Raw genomic sequence first — 21,111 nt, 5'->3', positions numbered from 1 at the left:
AACCTCGTTCTACCCTGTCTTCTTCCTTTGCCGGTACTCTTCCAGGTTCGCCGGTGCGATCACGGGCTCGCCCTCATGGCGGAATACTCCCTGGCCCTCGGCGTACTCGCGCAGCGTCTTCTGCAGCAGCTTGCGCCCACGGAACAGGCGGCTCATCACCGTGCCCACCGGGCACTCGAGGATCTCGGCGATCTCCTTGTAGGAGAACTCCTGCAGATCCGCGAGGATCACCACCAGCCGGAAGTCGATGGGCAGCGAGTCAATCGCGCGCAGCACATCGTCCGACAGCAGCCGGTCGAAGAAGTACTGCTCGGGGTTGGCCGCGAAGTCCGTCGCGTCCCGGCTCACGAAGCGCTCGTGCACGGCCTCGCGCTCCACGCCTTCCACCACCGTGCGCTCCTTCACCTTGCGCCGGTAGCGGTTGATGAAGGTGTTGGTGAGGATCTTGAAGAGCCAGGCCTTGATGTTGGTACCGCGCTCGAACTTGTCGAAGAAGCGGTAGGCCCGCATGCAGGTGTCCTGCACGAGATCTTCCGCGTCGCGCTCGTTCTTCGTCAGCCGCAGCGCGGCGGAGTAGAGCGGGTCCAGGTGGGCCAGGGCCAGCTCCTCGAATTCCTGCTTCGTCCGGTTCGGTTGCCTGAAGTCCAACATATCCCGCCTTCCAAGGGCCCGAAATTACAGGCGAATGCGTCGTTGTCTGCCCATCAATGTATGCACGGGAACAGAAGGGTCAACAACGCAATCCGCCTCCCTTGCCGTTCGCACGGCTGCTCCTAAGGGCTGGATACAACTGGCGGCAACGTTTATTCCCGACACTCTGCCAGGGGAGGTAGGAGTCCAGGCGACCCTACCTCCCTTGGTGGACCGGGGTACGGGCTTGACCTACCGGCCCTTGGCGCCCAGGGCGTCCATCAGGGGCACGTAGTCGTAGCCCAGGTCCTTCGCGACGGCCTCGTAGGTGACCTTGCCGTCGTAGGTGTTCATGGCGCGGGCCAGGGCCTTGTCGGACTTCACGGCCTCCACCAGGCCCATGTCGGCGATCTTCTTGGCGTAGGGGCGGGTGGTGTTGGTGAGCGCGAAGGTGGACGTCTGCGGCACGGCGCCCGGCATGTTGGCCACGCAGTAGTGGACCACGTCGTGCACCAGGTAGGTGGGGTTGTCGTGCGTGGTGGGCTTGCACGTCTCGATGCAGCCGCCCTGATCCACGGCGACGTCCACGACGACGGAGCCGGGCTCCATCTCCTTGATGAGGGCCTCGGAGACGAGCTTGGGCGCCTTGCCGCCGGGGATGAGCACGCCGCCGATGACGAGATCCGACTCGCGCACGGTGCGGGCGATGGACTCGGTGTCGGAGGCCAGGGTGGCCACGCGGCCGAGGAACACGTCATCCAGGTAGGTGAGGCGCTCCAGGTTCACGTCGAGGATGGACACCTCGGCGCCCATGCCCACGGCGACCTTGGCGGCGCACAGGCCCACCACGCCGCCGCCGATGACGGTGACGCGGCCGCGGCGCACGCCGGGCACGCCTCCCAGCAGGATGCCCTTGCCGCCGTGCGCCTTCTCCAGGCAGGTGGCGCCCACCTGGATGGCCATCTTTCCGGCCACCTCGCTCATGGGCTTGAGCAGGGGCAGGCTGCCGTCATCCAGCTGCAGCGTCTCGTAGGCCACCGCGGCGGCCTTCTTCTTCACCAGCGTCTTGGTGAGCTCCGGATCCACGCCGGCCAGGTGGAAGTAGGTGTAGATGATCTGGCCGGGCTGGATGCGCTCGTACTCGGGCGCGATGGGCTCCTTGACCTTGACGATCATCTCCGAGCGGGACCACACCTCGTCCGCGCTCTTGACGATCTGCGCACCCACGCGCTGGTACTCGGAGTCGGGGATGCCCGAGCCGACGCCGGCATTCATCTCGACGAGGACCGTGTGGCCAGCGCTGGTCAGCGCGCGCACGCCCGCGGGCACCATGCCGACGCGGTACTCACGGGTTTTGATCTCCTTGGGAACTCCGACGATCACGACGTGCCTCCAGGGCGAAAAAAGCGGGCGGACCATACCAGCGGATCCCTGGGAATCAAGGCGGCCCCCCGAGCGCGGCTGATGGCTCCGGCAAGCGAGGGAGCGTGGCGCGGCGCGGCGTGCATGACGCGCGGCGGCGGGGGGGCGGTGACGCATGCGGACAGGCAATCATCGAAGGGAACCGGCGGTGGTGGTAGTTAAGGAGGGCATGACGTCGGGCCCCAAGCTGCTGTTCGCCGATCCGAAGGGGCGGGTGCTGGAGCATCCGTACCTGATTGCCACCCTGCGCAGTGGGGAGGAGCTCGTCCCCCCGCAGGACCGGCCCATCCCGCTGCCCTCCGCTGGAAGGCTCGTTCACCTGCCGGGCCGGCTGCCGGTAGGGCTGCACCCGGAGACGGGTGAGCTGGAGCTGGTGCGCGAGATGAAGGTGGGAGGAAGAACGTTTGTGCCCAACGCAGTGGGGGCGCTGCTGCCTCCGGGGTACACGCGGACGTTCCTGCCGGGCGAGGTGAAGGGGGACGGGCCCATCCTGCCGCAGTGGGCGTACACGGCGGCGGCCTGGGGCAAGGAGGGGCCGGTGGCGTGGGCCATCCACACGGACACGCGCAGCCACTGGGACCCGGAGAAGTACTCGACGCCGGAGATGCGTTCGCTGGTGGACAGTCACATGGCGCGCTTTCCGGGCAACCGGGTGCTCAAGCAGCTGAAGACGTGCGCGCTGCTGTACCGGTGCTTCACGTCGCAGAACACGTTCTATGTGCGCGACGAGGCGGCGATCCCGGCGTCGGTGATGTGCAACGCGCGGTGCGTGGGGTGCATCTCGGATCAGCCGGAGGACGGGCCGCCCGCCTCGCACGAGCGGATGGATGACGGGCCGACGGGCGAGGAGATGGGGGTGATCGGCCTCTACCACCTGGAGCGCGCGCCGGGCCGGACGATGGTGAGCTTCGGGCAGGGCTGCGAGGGCGAGCCGCTGACGCGCTACAAGGCCATCGCGGAGGCGATCCGCTACATGCGGGCGCGGACGGACAAGGGCTCGATCAACATCAACACCAACGGGAGCCTGACGCACGGCCTGGTGGCGCTGTTCGACGCGGGGCTGGATGCGATCCGGGTGTCGCTGAACTCGGCGGTGAAGGATCTCTACGAGGCCTACTACAAGCCAGTGAAGTACACGTGGGAGGACGTGGAGGCGTCGATCGCGCTGGCGCGGGAGCGCGGCGCGTACCTGGCGCTGAACCTGCTGCTGTTCCCGGGCGTGACGGACCGCGAGGGCGAGGTGAAGGCCCTGGAGCGGCTGGTGCGCAAGTACCAGGTGGATCAGGTGCAGACGCGCTCGCTGTGCATCGATCCGCTCCAGTACCTGGACGTGGCGCGGGACAAGGGCGCGGGCGGAGAGCCCGTGGGCATCCGCACGCTGCTGAAGCGGCTGAAGGCGGCGCGGCCGGGGCTCATCATCGGCAACTTCGCGCGCGGGCTGGACGAGCGGGACAACGCGGCCGGCGCCGCGTAGTCATCAGGTGGTCAGACACTGTCGGTGGATTCTCCGCCAGTGCCTCCACCCTCCTCGTTCAACGCCAGAACACAGAGCACGCGATGGCGTGGTTCGCCCCAAAGCCTGGGAGAACTCCTGCATATCCAGCCCAGTACTGGGAATTGGGAAGCGCTGAGCCTCCGTAGCCTCCATCGCTGGAAATGGAGGCCCCTGCGCGAACAACAAAAATGAAATTCCCTTCCCCCAGCTTGGCTGTAAGCAATTGCTCCACCTCATTCAAGAACTTGTCAAGCGACCCCTGCGCTTCCGAGGCAGCTCGATACAGCAGCCAGTAGAGATCGTCACCCGACAATGCCCCGAAGTTCGTCTGCGCGAGGAACTCCTCACGGGTCCTGGTCTTGATGTGTTCCGGGACGGGGCCGCTGATCATCTTGCTCTGCTTCATGAGGACGCTCCTTCATCTGCCTGGTGGGTGGCACCCATTCGCGAGTGCCATGGAGGAACTTCGTCCCGGGAGATTGCACGCGGGATGCCAGGACAGCAGCCTCGCGTCGTTCCTCTGGAGAGGCCGTTCAGAACTTCCAGAGTGGACGTTTTGCGTCGGCATTGACACGTCAGCACTCGAAAGCGACATGTCAGCCCTGCGGATCCTCCACTGCGAGCCACAGCAGCGCTACCGGTCCCTGCTATGCGGCACGCTGCTGGAGGCCGTCACGAAGGACCCCTCCATGGGGACGTACCAGTCGCAGTTAGCGTGGGGGTACGCGCCCGCCGATCTCTGGGAAGCGCTCGTAGGCCCGTTTGAGCGCGTCCAGGTGGGCGGGGTTGTCGTAATCGAGCGGCGCCTCGGTGAGCTGTACGACCCATCCCCCCGACGCCGTGCGCCGCGCTCGCGTGAGCAGATCGGCATCGCGAGCCGGGTCCGGGAACCTGATGGCCTTCGCAGCAGCGGAAGACCAGTAGTTCAGCCACGCGAGGAACCATGGAATCTCAGGCGAGGGGAGTTTCTCTGGAAGGGTGAGCATGGGAAGCCCACGAGGTGAGAACTCGGGTTCATGAGTCGAGCGGCGAAACTGCTGCGAGACTTCCGCGCCGTAACTATACGGCGACGCATGTCCCCAGAACGCGCGGGCGCCATCCGCCATGCCTTCAAGCACAGCCGCCGCTGCCGCGATCACGGGCTCATCCAGTGGCATGTCTGCATGGACTTGAAACTGGGGCTGGCTCCCTGGGCTGACGAGTCCCGACCGTTCCCTCCCTTTGACTGTAATGGGGTAACTCAGGTTCCCGTTGCACACAATAGGGAATTCCCCGTCCTTGATGCTCTCTACGAGCCATGCGTCGCGCTGAGGCAATAGGATGGGGCGCCCTCCCGCGGAGAGCCGCCATTCCAGACGGAGGCCGGGGAGCGCATTTTCCATCCCACGGATGACGTCGACCGTGCGACCGTCCTTGCCCACGAGCGCAGGTGCGTAGACGATGATTCCGAGTCTGGCTCGTGTAGTCATCGTTTGCATCCCGTGACGACGATGTTGAGTGTGGGTTCTTCATACAGCAGCGCGGCCTTGTGCTCTTGGGTGCTCACCCCTACAACGAAGTCATATCCGCATACCACGGCGACGTCTCGCTCCTTTCTGATTTGATTGAGTTCCTTGTCGATCTCCATCTTCTGGACGAAGGCATTGTATTTATCAAATTGATGGGTCTTGATCTCCCACAGCACGCGCCCGCCGACTTGCAGCGCATCAAAGCGCTTGCCACCCACGCGCACGTCCATTCCGGGATAACGGTTCGGCGGAAACTTGTCGGCGCACTCGTTATGCGGCTCATCTTTGGTTGCGCGAGGCACCGGGACCGGTTCGCACTCCAGGCGGGGCTGGGTGGAGTCCGGTACTGGGAAGATGTCTCCGGTGGGTGATTCCTTTGGCTTGGGTGTTTGGTTCGCAAACGGTTCCTCGGCGGGTCTCGGTTGCGTCTTGGGCTTCGCACGCTCGCGGGATGCGTTCCGTTGATAAGCGTCAATCCCCTCTTTGATGGCAACCGCCACCACCACGGTTCCAATGACAATCACTGCTCCAGTGACAACCGCCGGAGACGCAAAGATACAGAGGGCTACGACCGCGGGGGCTGCAGGAACGGCTGCATCCGCGTAGGCGACAGCGCATTTCTTTGTCACATCCCGAAACCTCACCCTGTCGCGGTCGAGAGCGTTAAAGCACCGCTCCGCCAGGATAGGCCATTCGTTGGAGGCTTCTCGCACCACGCACTGCCCATCATCCGTCCAGGGGTAGAGGGCCGCCCGCTGAAGGTTGGCGAGCCTCTGGCTCGGGTCCTCCGGTTCTCCCGGGATCGGATCCATCGTCGCGCAGGCCGAGAGAAGGAGCAGGAGGGCGCTGCAAGTTCGGAGACGCATGGCCAATGCCCTTTCGGTCCTGCGGGGAGCCATAGGCAAAAGGTGGCCCACTCTGGAGTATGCCAGGACACTCTCACGCCGCGTAGGCCCGGAAGGGGCCGCCGCTGGCTCGCCGACAAGTGATTGGCTACGCGGTCGAAGGGAATCAGCCCTACGCTCAATATCGGTCGACTATTGTCTCCACCGTGAGGTGCTTCATGCCGAGTGCTGTGCGCGCTGTGGGAGTTCTGGTGGGACTGGTGCTGGGGCTCGTGGGCAGGTCGGTGGATGCCGCTCCGCCCACCGCGCCAGCGGGACAGCCGGGGGAAGCCGAGCTGATCGTCTGGTCTGGAGGGAAGACGCGGGAGGAGGCCGAGCAACAGCAGGAAGGACTCGACGCTTATTTGAAGGCGCTCGAGGACATCTACGTAGTGAAGCCCGTGGTGCTGGAGAGCGCCAGGGTGGAGGGGCTGAAGCCCGGGTTCTTCATCGTGGCTTTGGGGCTCTGCCCCAAGGAGAAGGTGGCGGAGCCGCTGCGCATCTTCCAGACGCTCTACGCGGACGTCTACACCCGGACCGTGAAGTACAAGCCTGGCAAGGAGACGCCGGCCCTGGAGTGCCCACAGGGAGAGGAAGTCACCCGCGATCCCGCGGATGAGCCCGTCCTCTGGGAACTGAAAGGGGCGCAGCGCGTGGCTCAGAAGGGGAAGGTGCTCGCGGGTCTGGCCTTCCACTACAGCTGGGACGAGGCGGGGGACTTCGCGCGCTCCTACTTCACCGTGAAGACGGTCTACCTGCTCATCGACTCCAAGACGCGGAAGCTGGTGGAGTCCCAGGTGCACGATGGCCCGAGCGATGCGACGAGGCTCGAGGCATTCACGGTCGAGGGGGAGCGATTGGTCTCCAGCCTCGACTATGGAGACCCGCCGTGCTCCCCGGCCGGCGACTACTTCAAGGCGTGGAAGGCCAAGGTGGTGGTCTCCATCGGGAAGGACGGCATCAGCCTCAAGGAGGGCAAGCCCCAGCTGATCAAGGAGGGCTCCTGTGGCTACGCCGACGAGGCCAGGATGGTGGGCGGGGAAGACCGCGGTGACTGACTTCCCCGCCGAGAGGGAGTGACCCGAGCGCCCTCCGGGTGCACTCCGCTCAGTCCTCCCGACCGAGACGACGGCGGGCCGTGGCCCACGCGAGCATCAGCAGCGCGCCCCAGCCCAGGCTCTGCGGGCCGCTCGAGCCCGCGCCGCAGGAGCAGCCGAGGCTCTCGGGAGGAGGCTCCACCACCACCGGAGAGCTCACCTCGACCACCACCTGGAAGGTGCAGGAGGACGCGTTGCCCGCCTCGTCGGTGGCGGTGACGGTGACGGGCGTGGTGCCGGCCGCGAAGGACGTTCCGGACGGCTGGCTGTAGGCCGGAGCCACCGGGGACACCGCGTCCGAGGCGGAGGCGGGCGCGTAGGTCACGGTTGTTCCCTCCTGGGAGGGCGTTGTCACCTTCACGTCGGCCGGGCAGGTGAGGGTGGGCGAGGTGGTGTCGCGGACCGTGACGGTGAAGGAGCAGGTGCGGGAGTTGCCGGCTTCATCGGCGGCGGACACCTGGACCTCCGTCATTCCGAGCGGGAAGCGGCTGCCCGGCGCATGGCTGAGCGAGACGGTGGGCGCGAGCGTCACGGCATCACGCGGTGCGGCCGAGGAGAAGACGACGTCCGCGCCCGTCGAGGACTGGGCTTCCGCGATGAGCGGAGCCGGGCATCCCAGCTCGGGCGGAGTGGTGTCTCGCACGGTGATGGTGAAGGTGCACGAGGCCGTGTTGCCCGCGGAGTCCGAGGCCGTGGCCGTGACGAGCGTGGCGCCGAGCGCGAAGGTGGAGCCCGAGGCGTGGCTGTACGTCACGTCCATCATGGAGGTGGTGTCCCGCGCCGAGGCGGGGGGGAACTCCACGGAGGAGCCCTGCGCGCTGGTGGCCTCGGCCGTCACGTCCGCCGGGCAGGTGAGCACGGGCGCACTCGTGTCGCGCACGGTGACAGTGAAGCCGCACGTGCCCGTGTTGCCTGCCGCGTCCGAGACAGAAGCCGTCACGTTCGTCACGCCGAGCGGGAAGGTGGCGCCGCGCGCGTGGCTATACGTGGGCACCAGCGACGCGGTGACGGCGTCCGTGGCGCTGGCGCTCGGGAAGTCCACCGCGGCGCCCTGGTCGCTGGTGGCCTCGACCACCACGTCCGCCGGACAGGTGAGCACGGGCGCGGTGGTGTCTCGCACGGTGACGAGGAACTCGCAGGTGGCGCTGTTGGCGGCGCCATCCTTCGCGGTCACCGTGACGCGCGTCACGCCGAGACCGAAGGTGGTGCCCGACAGCTGGCTGTAGGTCACCTCCGGGGACGACACGGCGTCGGTCGCGGAGGCGGGCGGATAGCTCACTGCCGCGCCCTGGGCGCTGGTGGCCTCCACGTTGAGGTTCGCCGGGCAGGTGAGCACGGGGGCAGTGTTGTCTCGCACGGTGACGAGGAACTCGCAGGTGGCGCTGTTGGCGGCGCCATCCGTGGCGGTCACCGTGACGCGCGTCACGCCGAGACCGAAGGTGGTGCCCGACAGCAGGCTGTACGTCACCTCCGGAGAGGACACGGCGTCGGTGGCGGAGGCGGGCGGATAGCTCACATTCGCACCCTGATCGCTGGTGGCCTCCACGGTGAGATTCGCCGGGCAGGTGAGCACGGGGGCAGTGGTGTCTCGCACCGTGACGGTGAAGGAGCAGGTGGCGCTGTTCTCCGCGCCATCCTTGGCCGTGGCCGTCACAGTCGTGGAACCCAGCGGGAAGGAAGCACCGCTCGCGTGGCTGTAGGTCAGCGAGGGCGAAGCCGTGACGGCATCCGACGCGGTCGCGGAGGAATAGGTGACGCTCGCACCCTCGGCCCCCGTGGCCTCCACGGTGACGTTCGCCGGGCACGACACGGCCGGAGGCGTCGTGTCACGCACGAGGACGGCGAAGCTGCACGAAGCGGTGCGGCCCAGCCCGTCCGTCACGGTGGCGGTGACGGAGGTGGTGCCCAGAGGGAACTCCGTGCCCGAAGCCCCGCTGTAGCTCACCGACACAGGCGCCGGGCCCGTGCCCGTGGCAGGCGGGTAGCTCACCACGGCGCCACTCGCGCTGGTGGCCTCGGCCGTCACGTCCGCCGGGCAGGTGGCGGTGGGCGGCGAAGGGAGCCGGACGATGACGTTGAACGCGCACGTCGAGGTGTTGTTCGCCCCATCCATCGCGGTGGCGGTGACGACGGTGGTGCCCACGCCGAAGCGAGTGCCCGAGCCCTGGCTGTACGTCACCTGCGGCGTGGACACCGCATCCGAGGCGGTGGCCGGCGGGTACGTCACCGTGGCGCCCTCCGTGTCTTGCGCGTCCACCGTCACGTCGGAGGGACAGGTGAGCGCGGGCGCGGTGGTGTCCCGCACGGTGATGGTGAAGTTGCACGTGGCGCCGTTGCCCGCCTCGTCCGTCGCGGTGACGGTGACCGTCGTCACCCCGAGCGGGAACACGCCCCCGCTGGGGTGGCTGTAGCTCAGCACCGGCGCCGTCGTCTGATCATCCGTCGCCGTGGCCGGCGGATACGTCACCGTGGCGCCCGACGCGCCCGTGGCCTCGGCGGTGCTGCCCGCGGGGCACGTCACCACCGGAGGCGTCGTGTCCGCGACCGCCTGCAGCCGCCACAGCTCGCGGCCGTGCACCCCGTCCTCCGCCACCCAATAGAGCGTCGCCCCGACAGGGGTGAGCAGGTCCGGCGCAGAAGCGGCGGCGCCCGGAGCCAGGTCGGCGACGAGCATGGTCCCCGCCTCCGTGCCGTCACTCCGCCAGAGCTCGCTGCCGGTGGCGCCGTCATCCGCGACGAAGTAGAGCACCCCGTCCGCCACCACGAGCCGCGACACGGCGGAGCCCGTGGCGCCAGGGCGGATGTCCCGCACGCGCCACGTGCCGGCCTCCGTGCCATCGCTGCGCCACAGCTCCACGCCGCTGGCGCCATCATTGGCCGCGAAGAGGAGCGTGCCATTGAAGTTCACCAGGGCCGTCGGGCTGGAGGCCGTCGCGCCCGGGGCGATGTCCTTGACGAGCACGGTGCCGGTGGCGGTGCCGTCGCTCTTCCACAGCTCCCGACCCTGGGTGCCGTTGTCGGCCGTGAAGAAGAGCGTCCCGTTGACCTCGGTGAGGTTGCCAGGCTGGGAGCTGGTGGAGCCGGAACGGATGTCCTTGACGAGCACGGTGCCGGTGGCGGTGCCATCGCTCTTCCACAGCTCGGTGCCAGTCGCGCTCTGGGCGGCGGAGAGGAACAGGGTGCTGCCCACCCGGGTGAAGTTGGAGGGGACCGAGGAGAAGTCCTTCAGCAGGACGGTGCCGGCCGAGGTGCCATCGCTCTTCCACAGCGCCTCGATGCTCCCGTTGTTCGCGGAGAAGAGGAGGGTGCCGTTGAACTCCGTGAGGTTGGTCGCGTTGGAGCTGCTGAAGCCGGACCAGATGTCCTTGACGATCACGGTGCCGGCGGTAGTGCCGTCGCTCTTCCACAACTCGTAGCCCGTGCTGCTATCCGTCGCTCGGAAGAAGAGCGTGCCGTTCACGATCGTGAGGCGCTCCGGAGACGAGCTGCTGGAGCTGGAGGCGATGTTCCGGACGAGCGTCGTTCCTGCCGCCGTGCCATCCGTCTTCCACAGCTCCCTGCCGAGGTTGTCCTCCACGGCGTTGAAGAAGATCGTGTTCTCGTCCTTCGCGATGAACTCTCGCGGCGTGGACTCATAGTACGACGTGGGATCGCGCGTGTTGATGTCCCGGATGAAGACAGTGCCCGTCTCCGTCCCGTCCGTCTTCCACAGCTCGCGGCCATGAACGCCCTCGGTGGCCGTGAAGTACACCGTGCCATTCACGCCGTAGAGGGCCCCCGGCGTGGAGGAGCCTGGCGTGGTCCGGATGTTCTTGACCTGCACCGTTCCCGCGTCGGTGCCGTCGCTCTTCCACAGCTCGAAGCCGTCGAGCCCGCCATCAGTGGCGGAGACGAACACCTTTCCCCCCACATCCGCCAGCGGACTGGCGATCCGCAAGGTCCGGACGGGCCGGGTGCCCGCCTCCGTGCCGTCGCTCACCCAGAGCGGGGGGCCCGGCTCTGTCCCTCCGATGGTGTAGAAGAAGAGCCGGCTCCCGGATGCAGTCAGACTCCCCAGGGCAATGACACTGGGCTCGAAGTCCTTCATGCGGACGGTGCCCGCCAGGGTGCCATCGCTCTTCCACAGGGCGTAGTGGGTGCCCTCGTCGCTCACGAAGTAGAGCGTGCCCTGCACGTTGATGAGGTCCGTGGCGGGGTAGGTGCCCTTCACGCGGAAGGTCCCGAAGCGCGCGGTGCCGGCGGCGGTGCCGTCGCTCTTCCACAGCTCATAGCCGCCCGTGGCGTTGGTGGTGGTGAAGAAGAACCCGTTACCGAAGGCTGTCAGCTTGATGGGATCCCCGCTGAGGTTGCCCGGGACGATGTCCTTGAAGAGGACGGTACCTCCGCTGGTGCCGTCGCTCGTCCACAGCTCGTAGCCGAGCGTGGGGGCACGGGCATTGAAGAACAGCCTGCCGTTCACCGCGAGCAGGTTGTCGGGACCGCCGGCATTCACATCGGACTCGAGGTCCCTGACGAGGTACGTGCCCGCGGTGGTGCCGTCGCTCCGCCACAGCTCCTCCCCGTTGGTGCCATCGTTGGCGCGGAAGTAGAGCACGCCGTTCATCGCGGTCAGCTCGGACGGGTAGGAGGCCAGGGAGCCGGAGCGGATGTCCCGGACGAGCACCGTGCCCGCGGTGGTGCCGTCCGTCTTCCACAGCTCGATGCCTCGGGTGCCGTCGCCGCCCACGAAGAAGGTCGTCCCGTTCACCACGGTGAAGGAGCTGACGTAGGAGAAGCTCTTGATGAACACCGTGCCCGCGGCGGTGCCGTCGCTCTTCCACAACTCCGGCCCGAAGCCCGAGCTGTTGGCGGAGAAGAAGAGCGTGCCGTTCACGCTCGCGAAGTCCCTCAGGTCCGAGCCGAGGGCACCCGGGCGGATGTCCTTGACGAGCACGGTGCCAGCATCGGTGCCGTCGCTCTTCCACAGCTCCACTCCGTTGACGCCGTCATCCGCCGCGAAGAAGAGCGTGCCGTTGACGTTCGTGAGGACGCCGGGATTCGAGGCGAGGTTGCCGGGCCAGATGTCCTTGACGAGCACGGGCGTCGGCAGGCTCGCCAGGGCCTGCGCGGCGCCTCGGGCCGCCTGCTCCGAGCCACTCCGGGGGGACTCCGGGCCTCCGCACCCTCCCACCACAATCCATACCCAGGCCAGCCAGGCCAGCCGCCGCTCGAGTCTCATCGCATCCCCTGTGAGTGTCCCAGGAGCGCTCAGCGCGCGGACCTTTGCGGCATAGTGAACATGCCCACGGGACGGCGGCACCATCTCCGGACACGGGGCGCGGAATCAATGGGGCGCCATTCCACCGCGGGAGCAGCTACGCCATGCTGGCAGTGCGTTTCTCGCTGGGAGTGCGACCGCGGCACCGCCAACCGCAAATGGCAGTGCGTCACTCAGCGGGTCATACATTCCCCGACAGGGGCTACTCCTGGGGAGCGGGAGCGGGGCCGAGCTCCTTGGCCACCAGGCTGCTCATCACCGCGTCCTTGGGGACGTAGCCGTCCGCGCCGGCCTCGCGGCAGATGCGCTGCAGCTCCTCGACGTTCTCTCCCGAACACAGCAGCACCTTGATGCCGCGGAACAGGCTGTTGCTCTTGATGAACCGGCAGAACTGCTCGCCGTTCACGTTCGGCATCCGCACGTCCAGCAGCACCAGATCCGGGCGCGTCTGCTTCTTGAGGATGATCTTCGTCGCCTTGTCGGCCGTGTCCGCGACGTGGACCTCGAAGCCCTTGGTGAGCAGGTCCGCCGCGATGATCTGCGCCGTCATCTCGCTGTCATCCACGATGAGGATGCGCGGCTTGCGCCCCCCCCGTCTTCGCGGCCGCCAGGCTCCCGGTGGCCGGGGCCAGGGAGGGCGCGGGCGAGCCGCTGGCGGCCGGAGCTGGCGAGGCGGCGGGGGGCTCCGAGGGGACCGGCGCCGGTGGAGGAGGGGAGGAGACCGGAGGCGTCGCGGTGAGGGCGGGAGAGCCGATCAGCTTGATGACCCCCTCGAGCACCGCCTCCAGGCCGCCGCCCTTGAGGATGTAGCCGTCCGCTCCCGAGGTCCGAACCTTCGTGGCCAGCTCCTGCTCGGAGATGTCCGAGTAGAGCACCAGCTTGGCGGTGACCTTCTTCTGGGTCCGCAGGTACTCGACGACGTCGTCACCGAACATCTCCGGCATGTTGACGTCCATCAGGATCAGCGCGAACGGCCCCTCCGCGAGCTTCTGCTCGAGGCTGGCCAGATCCATGGCGCCGCTCGCCTGGTAACCAGCCGCGCTGAGCGCCCGCACGGTGAGCTCGACCAGCATCGGGCTGTCGTCGATGACCAGTACTCGGGACATCTGCCTCCTCAAGAATCCTGAAGCAACCCTACACTGTTGAGGCTTGGGGGACCATCGAAACGGCATGCAGGCAGGCGACCGAGCAAGTCCCCTTGACCCGTTTTGATCGCCTCCGGATACTTTGGCGCCTTGACTTCGACTCCCCTCCAACGAGCGCTCCGCATCGCGCCGGACCGTGCCATCGCAGCTCAGGCCCGGCCCGAGCAAGAGTTCTTCTGCTTCCGTGTAGGAGACCTGCGCCTCGGTGTGCCCAGCGAGAACGTGCTCGAGGTGCTCCGCGCGGGGCTGCTCACGCCGCTGCCGCGGGCCCCCTCGTTCCTGCTGGGCGTCACCGGCCACCGCGGCGAGGTGCTGCCGGTGATTGATCTGCTGCGCTTCCTGGCCAAGGGCGAGGCGCGCATCATGCCCCGCACGCGCATCTTCGTGGGCGTCAGCGGCAGCTACGTGGCCGGCGTGGTGGCGGACACGGTGCTGGGGCTGCGGAAGATCCTCGTCTCCGACATCCTCCCGCCGCCCATGGGCGCGGACGCCGCCACCGAGCACATGCTGGGGGTCGTCGCCGGGCCCACCGCCGAGGAGACCATCAACCTGCTCAACTTCTCCAAGCTGCTCCAGACGGCGCGGCAGCGGGCGGTGTCGCGATGATGGACGAACAGACGTCCGTCGAGGAGGAGGTGGACATCCTCTTCTTCGAGGTCGGCGAGCACCTCTATGGCACGGACGCCTCGCAGGTGCTGCGCATCGAACGCTCGCTGCCGGAGGATCTCTCCCGGGTGGAGCTGGGGGAGCTCAAGCACGGCAGGCGGGCACTCGTGTTCTCCACCGAGGAGGGAGAGTCCCACCTCAAGGTGGATGTTGTGCGGGGCGTGCGCCCCATCCCCGTCGGGGATCTCCGCCGGCTGCCGCCCGCCGTGAACGCCGCCCGCTTTACCATCGGTGCGTGCCTGGATCAGGCCCGCCTCGTGTTGCTCATCGATCTGGTCGAAACCGCTAAGACGCAAGGAAGGCACTGACAGCAATGGCCCTGGACACCACCAACGACAAGCCGACCAAGGCCCGTGGCGCGAAGAAGCCCGCGGCGACCAAGAGCGCGGCGAAGACTTCGGCCAACGGGAACGCCCCGTCCCTCAAGCCCCTGTCCGACACGCTCAAGTCGGTGCTGGCCGGCAACCTCCAGGCCCGCGTGGCCTCGGAGATCGTCAGCGGCGAGATGGCGGAGGTCGCCACCCTGTTCAACCAGGTCCTCGAGCGCTTCTCGGACTCCGAGCACCGCAAGCAGGTCGCGGCCCAGGAGATCGATCAGGCGCTGGACGCCCTCATCGCCCTGGTGCGCGAGGGAGACCTGTCGCGCTGGAACACCACGACGGAAGATCCCCAGCTGGCCCCGCTGCTCGAGGGCTTCGGCAAGGTGATCGAGACGCTGCGCACCTTCGTGCGCGAGATCAACGAGGCGGCGCTGCGCCTGTCCTCGTCCGCCAACCAGGTGCTGGCCGCCTCCACGCAGCACGAGACGTCCTCCACTGAACAGGCCGCCGCCATCCACGAGACGACGGCGACCATGGAGGAGCTCAAGCACGCCTCGGCGCAGATCGCCGAGAACGCGGGCGCGGTGGCTCGCGTGGCCGAGGAGACGCTGGGCGCGGCGCGCGCGGGCCGCGGCGCCATCGCCGAGTTCATCCAGGCCATGCAGCAGATCCGCAGCGACGGCATCGCCGTGGCGGACTCCATCGCCAAGCTGTCCAAGCGCGTGGAGCGCATCGGCACGGTGGTGGAGGTGATCGACGAGATCGCCGACCGCTCGGACCTGCTGGCGCTCAACGCGGCGCTCGAGGGCAGCCGCGCCGGTGAGGCCGGCAAGGGCTTCTCCATCGTCGCGGCGGAGATGCGGCGGCTGGCCGAGAACGTCCTGGACTCCACCAAGGAGATCAAGAGCCTCATCACCGAGATCCGCGAGGCCACGGCCAACGCGGGCAGCGCGGCGGAGGCCTCCAAGGTGGCCACCGAGTCCGGCGAGAAGCTGGGCGCCGTGGCCGCGCAGGCCGTCGAGGGCATCCTCGCCGGTGTCCAGGAGACCAGCGACGCGGCGCGCGTCATCAACCTCGCCACGCAGCAGCAGCGCACGGCCACCGAGCAGGTGGTGGCGTCCATGGCGGAGATCGAGGACGTGACGCGGCAGACGACGCAGGCTTCGAAGCAGGCCACGGGCGCCTCGGCCGAGCTGTCGCAGCTGGCGGGTCGTCTGGCGGAGCTCATCAAGCGCTTCAAGGCGGACTAGGACCGACCGGAGGGTGAGGCGGGCTCCCCCGCTCGCCCAAGCCCCCCGGAGCACTGCCGGCCATGGATACCGAGGCCCTCAAGAAATCCCTCCTGAAGAAGTTCCAGGAGGTCACCGCCGACCGGCTGCAGAAGATCCAGCTCGGGGTCCTCGACCTCGAGAAGGAGACCGCTGAGCAGGCGGCGGACGACGTGGCGCGCGAGCTGCACACGATGAAGGGCGAGGCCCGCATGTTGGGGCTCGCCGCCATCGGCCAGCTGGCGCACGCCGCGGAGGACGTACTGCGCGCCGAGCGCGAAGGCAAGACGGCCACCGAGGTGGCCACGGACCTGCTCCTGCGCGCATGCGACGTGCTGTCGGATCTGATCGAGGATCTGCCAGCCGCGCACACGGGCACTCCCACCAGCGAGGAGATGGTCCAGGCGCTGGCGGCCGCTTCCGGCCACCCGGCGCCGACCCTCAGTGGGAAGGCCGCGCCCGCCGCGAAGCCTGCCCCCGCGCCCGCGGCACCGGCTCCGGCCGCACCCGCCGCCACGATGGCGGCCCAGGCTCCGCGTCCGGCGGCTCCAGCCCAGGCTCCGGCCACCGCGCCCGCCCAGGCTTCGGCCCCGCCGCGGGCCGAGGAAGAGGCTCCGGCCGCGCCGAGCGCGAAGCCGGCCATCGCCGACCGCAGCATCCGGGTGAACGTCGAGGTGCTCGACGCGCTGGGCGTGCTCTCGGGCGATCTGCTCGTGGAGAGCGCCCGGGGTCGGCTCCGGGCCCAGGAGACCGCCCACCTGTTCGAGCGCTTCTCGCGCCTGAGCGACCGCTTCCTGCGGCTGAGCGACGAGCTGACCCTCTCTCCGGATCTGCGGACGATGCTGGAGGGCATCGAGAGCGATCTGCACATGCTGCGGGACGACGCGTTCCGCTTCCTGCGGCGCAATGACGACGGCATCAACATCCTGCACGGCAACCTGGCCAAGATGGCGGACGGGGTGGCCGAGGCCCGGCTGGTGCCGCTGTCCACCGTCTTCGACGCCTTCCCCCGGGCGGTGCGCGAGCTGGCGCGCAACCAGGGCAAGGAGGTGGACCTCGTCGTCGAGAACGCCGACCTGGGCGTGGATCGCTCCATGCTCGCGGATGTGCGCGACGCGCTGGTGCACCTGCTGCGCAACGCGGTGGATCACGGCCTGGAGTCCCCGGAGGCCCGCCAGCAGCTCGGCAAGGCCGCCGCGGGCAAGGTCCGCATCCGCGTGCGCGCCGACGGCGACATGCTCCACATCCAGGTGGAGGATGACGGCCGCGGCATCGATCCCGAGCGGCTGAAGGCCGTGGCCGTCAGCCGGCACCTCATCACCCAGGCCCAGGCCGTCGCGCTGTCCGAGCGCGAGGCCGTCGATCTCATCTTCCGCCCCGGCTTCTCCACGCGCGATCAGGTCAGCGAGATCTCCGGCCGCGGCGTGGGCATGGACGTGGTGAAGCGGAAGGTGGAGACGCTGGGCGGCTCGGTGGGGGTCTCCAGCCGCATCGGCCGTGGCACCACCATCACGCTGCGCCTGCCCCAGTCGCTGGCGCTGATGAAGGTCCTCCTGGTGCGCCTGGGGGACGACGTGTACGGCATCCCCGCGGCGGACGTGGTGGCGGTGACGCGCGTGAAGCCCGAGGATCGGATGGAGGTGTTCGGCACCATCGCGATCAAGCACCGCGGCAAGCCCATCGCGCTGGTGGCCATGGGGCCGCTGCTGGGCGTCAACGGCGGCAACCGCATGGACAAGCCGCCCGCGGTGGTGGTCCGCCACGGCGAGGACAACGCGGCGCTGGTGGTGGACGGCTTCGTGGACGAGCGCGAGGTGGCCGTCAAGCCGTGCGGCGGGGACTTCCTCAAGGGCGCGCCCTTCATCGCCGGCACCGCGGCGCTGGAGGACGGGCGCATCGCCGTGCTGTGCCACGTGCCGGACATCATGACCGAGGTGCGTCGCATGGCGCGCCCCGTCACCCAGCAGCAGTCCTCCAAGCGGCTGCGGGTGCTGCTGGTGGACGACTCGCCCATCGCCCGGGCCACCGAAGGCGCGCTGGTCAAGGCGCTCGGCCACTCGGTGGAGGAGGCGCAGGACGGCGAGGAGGCCTACTCGAAGGTGCAGATCAATTCGTATGATTTGATCCTCACCGACGTGCAGATGCCAAAGATGGATGGCTTCTCGCTCACCCGGAGGCTGAAGACGACCCCCGCCGTGGCTCGCATCCCCGTCATCATCCTGTCCTCGCTGGCCTCTCCGGAGGACAAGCGGCGCGGCCTGGAGGCGGGGGCGGACGGCTACCTCGTCAAGGGCGAGCTAGGTGTGGAGAGCCTCGCCCAGACCATCGAGCGGTTGACGTGACGGGCAGTTGAAGGGGACCGCGTGCGCATCACTTCAGGGCTGTCATATCGCGTGCTGCTCGTGGGCGGAGGGCTCCGCCTCATGGCCCGCAACCTCTTCGACAGTGACTCCCTGACGAGCGCGGGGGAGTGCGCCTTCATCGACGCCCTGGAGGTGGTGCAGGCGCAGAGCCCCGACGTGGTCCTCATGGATCTCACCTCGGTGGATGCCCTGGACGCCATCGAGCGCATCATGGCGGAGCGCCCCACGCCCATCCTCGCGCTGGATCCGAAGCAACTGTCGCGCGAGGAGGCCTTCCGGGCGCTGGCGCTGGGCGCGCTGGACGTGATGGAGCGCACGCCGGCGCCTGGCCCGGAGTACTGGCACTCCATCGCGCGGCGGCTGACGATGCTGGCGCAGGTGCGCGTGGTGCGCCACGTCCAGGGCAAGCTCAAGCGGCTGGGGGCCCACGAGGGCCCGGAGGCTCCCTTCCCGCTGGTGGCCATCGCCGCGTCGCTGGGCGGGCCCAAGGCCATCTCCCAGGTGCTCCGCGTCATCCCCAAGAAGTTCCCGGCGCCGGTGGCCATCTGCCAGCACATCAGCGACGGCTTCACCGAGGGGCTGGCGCACTGGCTGTCCACGGAGACACCACTGCGAGTGCTGGAGGCCACGCACGAGCAGATGATGGAGCCGGGCTCGGTGTACATCGCCCCCTCGGGCGCGCACATGCTGGTGCGCTCGGATGGGAAGCTGGTGCTGGATGGCCGGCCGCCGGTGCGCGGGTTCCGGCCCTCGTGCGATCTGCTGCTATCCTCGGCGGCGGAGGCGTTCGGGCGCCGGTGCATCGGGGTCATCCTCACGGGGATGGGGCGTGACGGGGCGCGGGGGCTGAAGGAGATCCGCGAGCGTGGCGGGAGGACCATCGCGCAGAACGCGGAGACGTGTGCCGTCTACGGCATGCCACGTGAGGCGGTGCAGATCGGCGCGGCGGAGGAAGTCCTCGCCCTGGATAGGATTGGACCAACCCTCCTCGAGTGGGTGGAGACGTGCTGAATGTGAGCCAGAAGGCCCTGCAGCAGCTCGCCGCCCTCCTGCTGGAGCGGGCCGGTCTGAAGATCACGCCCGACGGGTTCCACAGCCTCCGGCTGGCGCTGTCCACCCGCATGCCCGCGGTGGGCGTCACCGATCCGGAGGCCTACGTGCAGCGGCTCCGCGAGGTGGGCGGCGAGCAGGAGCTGCGCGCGCTCTTGCCGCTGGTGACGGTGGGGCACACGGAGTTCTTCCGGGACCCGAAGCAGTTCCGGGCGCTGGAGCGCTTCATCCTCCCGCAGCTGCTGGCGAAGGCGCGGCGGGAGATGCGCAAGGTCTTCATCTGGTCCGCCGGGTGCGCCACGGGCGAGGAGCCCTACAGCGTGGCCATGGTGATGTCGGAGCTGGGCGCGCTGTCCATGGAGGTGGACGTCTGGGCCACGGACCTGAACCTGGCGGCGGTGGAGGCCGCCCGGCAGGGGCGCTTCTCGGTGCGGCGCGCGGGCAACATCGCCTCGGAGCGGCTCGAGCGCTTCTTCAAGCCGGTGGAGGAGGGGCTGGAGGTGCAGCCCGGCATCCGGGAGTACGTGCGCTTCGAGGGGTTGAACCTCGCCGCGCCCACCTTCGACGGCATGGTGGCGCCGGGCTCGCTGGACCTCATCCTCTGCCGCAACGTCATCATCTACTTCGATCTGCCCACCATCCGCGGCCTGATGGACCGGTTCCTGAACGCGCTGCGTCCGGGCGGGCTGCTGTTCCTGGGCTACTCGGAGAGCCTCTTCAAGGTCTATGACCGCTTCGAGATGATCGAGGTGGACGGGGCGTTCGTATACCGGCGCCCGGTGGCGGATCCGAAGGCCCGGCCGACGCTGCCGCCCATTCCGCAGCCGTCGACGACTCCGGCGGGTGGGACGGCGATACCGCTGACGACGCCGGTGCCGATGCCGAGCTCCGGGCTGCCGCCGCGTCCGCGCCCACCGGAGACCACCGCCAGCGCGGGGGGCCCCAAGCCCGCGGTGTCTCCGGCCGATGCGCTGAACTCCATCCGGGAGCGGCTGGCCGCCAACGCGAAGCAGGGCGCCGGCTCCGAGAGCAAGAGCCTGTACGATCCTCCCCGTCCAGCGCGCCTGACGCTGGAGATGCCCCCGGTGGGCTCGGCCGAGCCGCGGGTGATGCGCACCACGGAGGTGCCCGGGGGCGCCAAGGCGCTGCCGCCCGCCGAGCGGCTCAACCAGGCGATGCGGAAGATGATGCAGAGCGACTTCCCGGCGGCGATCCGCGAGGTGGAGAAGCTGCTGGTGGACGAGCCGGGGCACCTGGACGCGCTGCTGACGCTGGGCAACCTCCACTCGCTCACCGGCCGCATCAACGAGGCGCGAGAGGCCTTCGCGCAAGCGCTCGCGAGAGAGCCCCTGTGCGTGGAGGCGCGCGTCTTCGGCGGGGTGGCGGCGCTGCAGGCGGGCCAGCTGGCCGAGGCGCGCTCCGAGCTGAGCAAGGCGCTCTTCCTGGAGCCCACGCTGGCCATCGGCCACTACCTGCTGGCGCAGGTGCAGGAGCGCACGAAGGATCGCGAGGGCGCGCGGCGCAGCTACCGCAACGCCATCGCGCAGCTGCGCTTCCCCCAGCGCCCGCTGGCGGGCCACTACCCGGACATCCCGGACTCACCGGAGGCGATTGCCCGGGTGGCGCGCTACGCGCTGGCGGCGCTGGAGGAAGACGGACACTAGCTGTCCATGTCGCCCTTGATGTCGGCCAGGCTCTTGGCCGGGTCGAGCACCGAGGCGAACTTCTTCTGCAGGTAGGCCTTGGCCTGGCCGCGCAGCAGCAGCCCCGGGTCGGTGCCCTCGCCCTGGATGGCCTTGTCGGTGATGACGAAGGAGGCATCCAGGTTGATGCCCATCACCTTGCCGTTGAGCTTCGCGCCATCGCCGGCCCAGTCGGACTTCACGCCGTACTTGGTGCCCCAGTAGTGGAGGAGCTGCTCGACGCGCTTCTTCGCCTCGTCCTTCTGCAGGGTGTGGAAGACCTCGAACTTCATCGTGCCCATACTGGCTCCTGATCGGGGTAGC

At 68.5% G+C, this 21,111-nt stretch carries 15 protein-coding genes and 1 pseudogene; 8 read left to right on the top strand and 8 right to left on the bottom strand.

Features of this window, described 5'->3' with window-relative positions; genetic code table 11:
- Window positions 1–9: 9 nt before the first annotated feature.
- Window positions 10–651, bottom strand: a complete 642-nt coding sequence (locus KY572_RS06220) for a sigma-70 family RNA polymerase sigma factor (protein WP_224241360.1) — start codon at window positions 649–651, stop codon at window positions 10–12.
- A 231-nt stretch (window positions 652–882) separates the two neighbouring features.
- A complete protein-coding gene (gene ald, locus KY572_RS06215; RefSeq protein WP_224241359.1) occupies window positions 883–2,013 on the bottom strand; it encodes an alanine dehydrogenase in 1,131 nt (376 codons plus the stop codon).
- 208 nt (window positions 2,014–2,221) lie between these two features.
- On the opposite strand from ald, the gene KY572_RS06210 reads away from it, so the two are divergent.
- Window positions 2,222–3,526: a radical SAM protein gene (locus KY572_RS06210; RefSeq protein WP_224241358.1), complete on the top strand. Its 1,305-nt coding sequence runs from the start codon at window positions 2,222–2,224 to the stop codon at window positions 3,524–3,526.
- Between the two features lie 58 nt (window positions 3,527–3,584).
- Here KY572_RS06210 and KY572_RS06205 read toward each other — a convergent pair whose 3' ends face one another.
- The 3 genes from KY572_RS06205 to KY572_RS06195 all read right to left on the bottom strand — a co-directional run bounded on the left by KY572_RS06205 (window position 3,585) and on the right by KY572_RS06195 (window position 5,921).
- On the bottom strand, window positions 3,585–3,953 hold the full coding sequence (locus tag KY572_RS06205) for a hypothetical protein (RefSeq protein ID WP_224241357.1): 369 nt from the start codon (window positions 3,951–3,953) through the stop codon (window positions 3,585–3,587).
- Between the two features lie 304 nt (window positions 3,954–4,257).
- Window positions 4,258–5,016 carry a DUF5953 family protein gene (locus KY572_RS06200; RefSeq protein WP_224241356.1) on the bottom strand — a complete coding sequence of 253 codons (759 nt, stop codon included), beginning with the start codon at window positions 5,014–5,016 and terminating at the stop codon, window positions 4,258–4,260.
- Window positions 5,013–5,921, bottom strand: coding sequence for a DUF6310 domain-containing protein (locus tag KY572_RS06195; protein WP_224241355.1), 909 nt, complete (start codon window positions 5,919–5,921; stop codon window positions 5,013–5,015). The genes KY572_RS06200 and KY572_RS06195 overlap by 4 nt, the downstream gene beginning before the upstream one ends.
- A gap of 230 nt (window positions 5,922–6,151) precedes the next feature.
- Between KY572_RS06195 and KY572_RS06190 the strand changes: the two genes are divergently transcribed.
- A complete protein-coding gene (locus KY572_RS06190) occupies window positions 6,152–6,997 on the top strand; it encodes a hypothetical protein (protein WP_224241354.1) in 846 nt (281 codons plus the stop codon).
- 49 nt (window positions 6,998–7,046) lie between these two features.
- Here the strand turns inward: KY572_RS06190 and KY572_RS06185 are convergent, their stop codons facing one another.
- Window positions 7,047–12,254: an ELWxxDGT repeat protein gene (locus KY572_RS06185; RefSeq protein ID WP_224241353.1), complete on the bottom strand. Its 5,208-nt coding sequence runs from the start codon at window positions 12,252–12,254 to the stop codon at window positions 7,047–7,049.
- A 241-nt stretch (window positions 12,255–12,495) separates the two neighbouring features.
- Window positions 12,496–13,399 (bottom strand): annotated as a pseudogene (locus KY572_RS47710) (response regulator).
- 162 nt (window positions 13,400–13,561) lie between these two features.
- Between KY572_RS47710 and KY572_RS06170 the strand changes: the two are divergent.
- The 6 genes from KY572_RS06170 to KY572_RS06145 all read left to right on the top strand — a co-directional run bounded on the left by KY572_RS06170 (window position 13,562) and on the right by KY572_RS06145 (window position 20,769).
- Complete coding sequence (locus tag KY572_RS06170; RefSeq protein WP_224241516.1) at window positions 13,562–14,044, top strand: chemotaxis protein CheW; 483 nt, start codon at window positions 13,562–13,564, stop codon at window positions 14,042–14,044.
- On the top strand, window positions 14,041–14,412 hold the full coding sequence (locus KY572_RS06165; RefSeq protein ID WP_224241350.1) for a Frizzy aggregation protein FrzB: 372 nt from the start codon (window positions 14,041–14,043) through the stop codon (window positions 14,410–14,412). Before KY572_RS06170 ends, KY572_RS06165 begins: the two co-directional genes overlap by 4 nt.
- A gap of 5 nt (window positions 14,413–14,417) precedes the next feature.
- Window positions 14,418–15,674 carry a methyl-accepting chemotaxis protein gene (locus KY572_RS06160; protein WP_224241349.1) on the top strand — a complete coding sequence of 419 codons (1,257 nt, stop codon included), beginning with the start codon at window positions 14,418–14,420 and terminating at the stop codon, window positions 15,672–15,674.
- A gap of 62 nt (window positions 15,675–15,736) precedes the next feature.
- The gene (locus KY572_RS06155; RefSeq protein WP_224241348.1) at window positions 15,737–18,034 is read left to right on the top strand and encodes a hybrid sensor histidine kinase/response regulator; all 2,298 of its coding nucleotides are present in this window, start codon (window positions 15,737–15,739) and stop codon (window positions 18,032–18,034) included.
- 39 nt (window positions 18,035–18,073) lie between these two features.
- Window positions 18,074–19,066, top strand: coding sequence for a chemotaxis protein CheB (locus KY572_RS06150; protein ID WP_224241514.1), 993 nt, complete (start codon window positions 18,074–18,076; stop codon window positions 19,064–19,066).
- The gene (locus KY572_RS06145; protein ID WP_224241347.1) at window positions 19,060–20,769 is read left to right on the top strand and encodes a CheR family methyltransferase; all 1,710 of its coding nucleotides are present in this window, start codon (window positions 19,060–19,062) and stop codon (window positions 20,767–20,769) included. Before KY572_RS06150 ends, KY572_RS06145 begins: the two co-directional genes overlap by 7 nt.
- Here KY572_RS06145 and KY572_RS06140 read toward each other — a convergent pair.
- Window positions 20,766–21,089 (bottom strand): polyhydroxyalkanoic acid system family protein, encoded by a 324-nt coding sequence (locus KY572_RS06140; protein WP_224241346.1) that lies wholly within the window; start codon window positions 21,087–21,089, stop codon window positions 20,766–20,768. The two genes, KY572_RS06145 and KY572_RS06140, sit on opposite strands and share 4 nt — an antisense overlap.
- Window positions 21,090–21,111 lie beyond the last annotated feature (22 nt).

Origin of the sequence: Hyalangium gracile, from assembly GCF_020103725.1 — a bacterium.
Classification (GTDB): Bacteria; Myxococcota; Myxococcia; order Myxococcales; family Myxococcaceae; genus Hyalangium; species Hyalangium gracile.
Note: the sequence above shows the minus strand (reverse complement) of the source record. Positions and strands in the feature narration are given on the sequence as shown.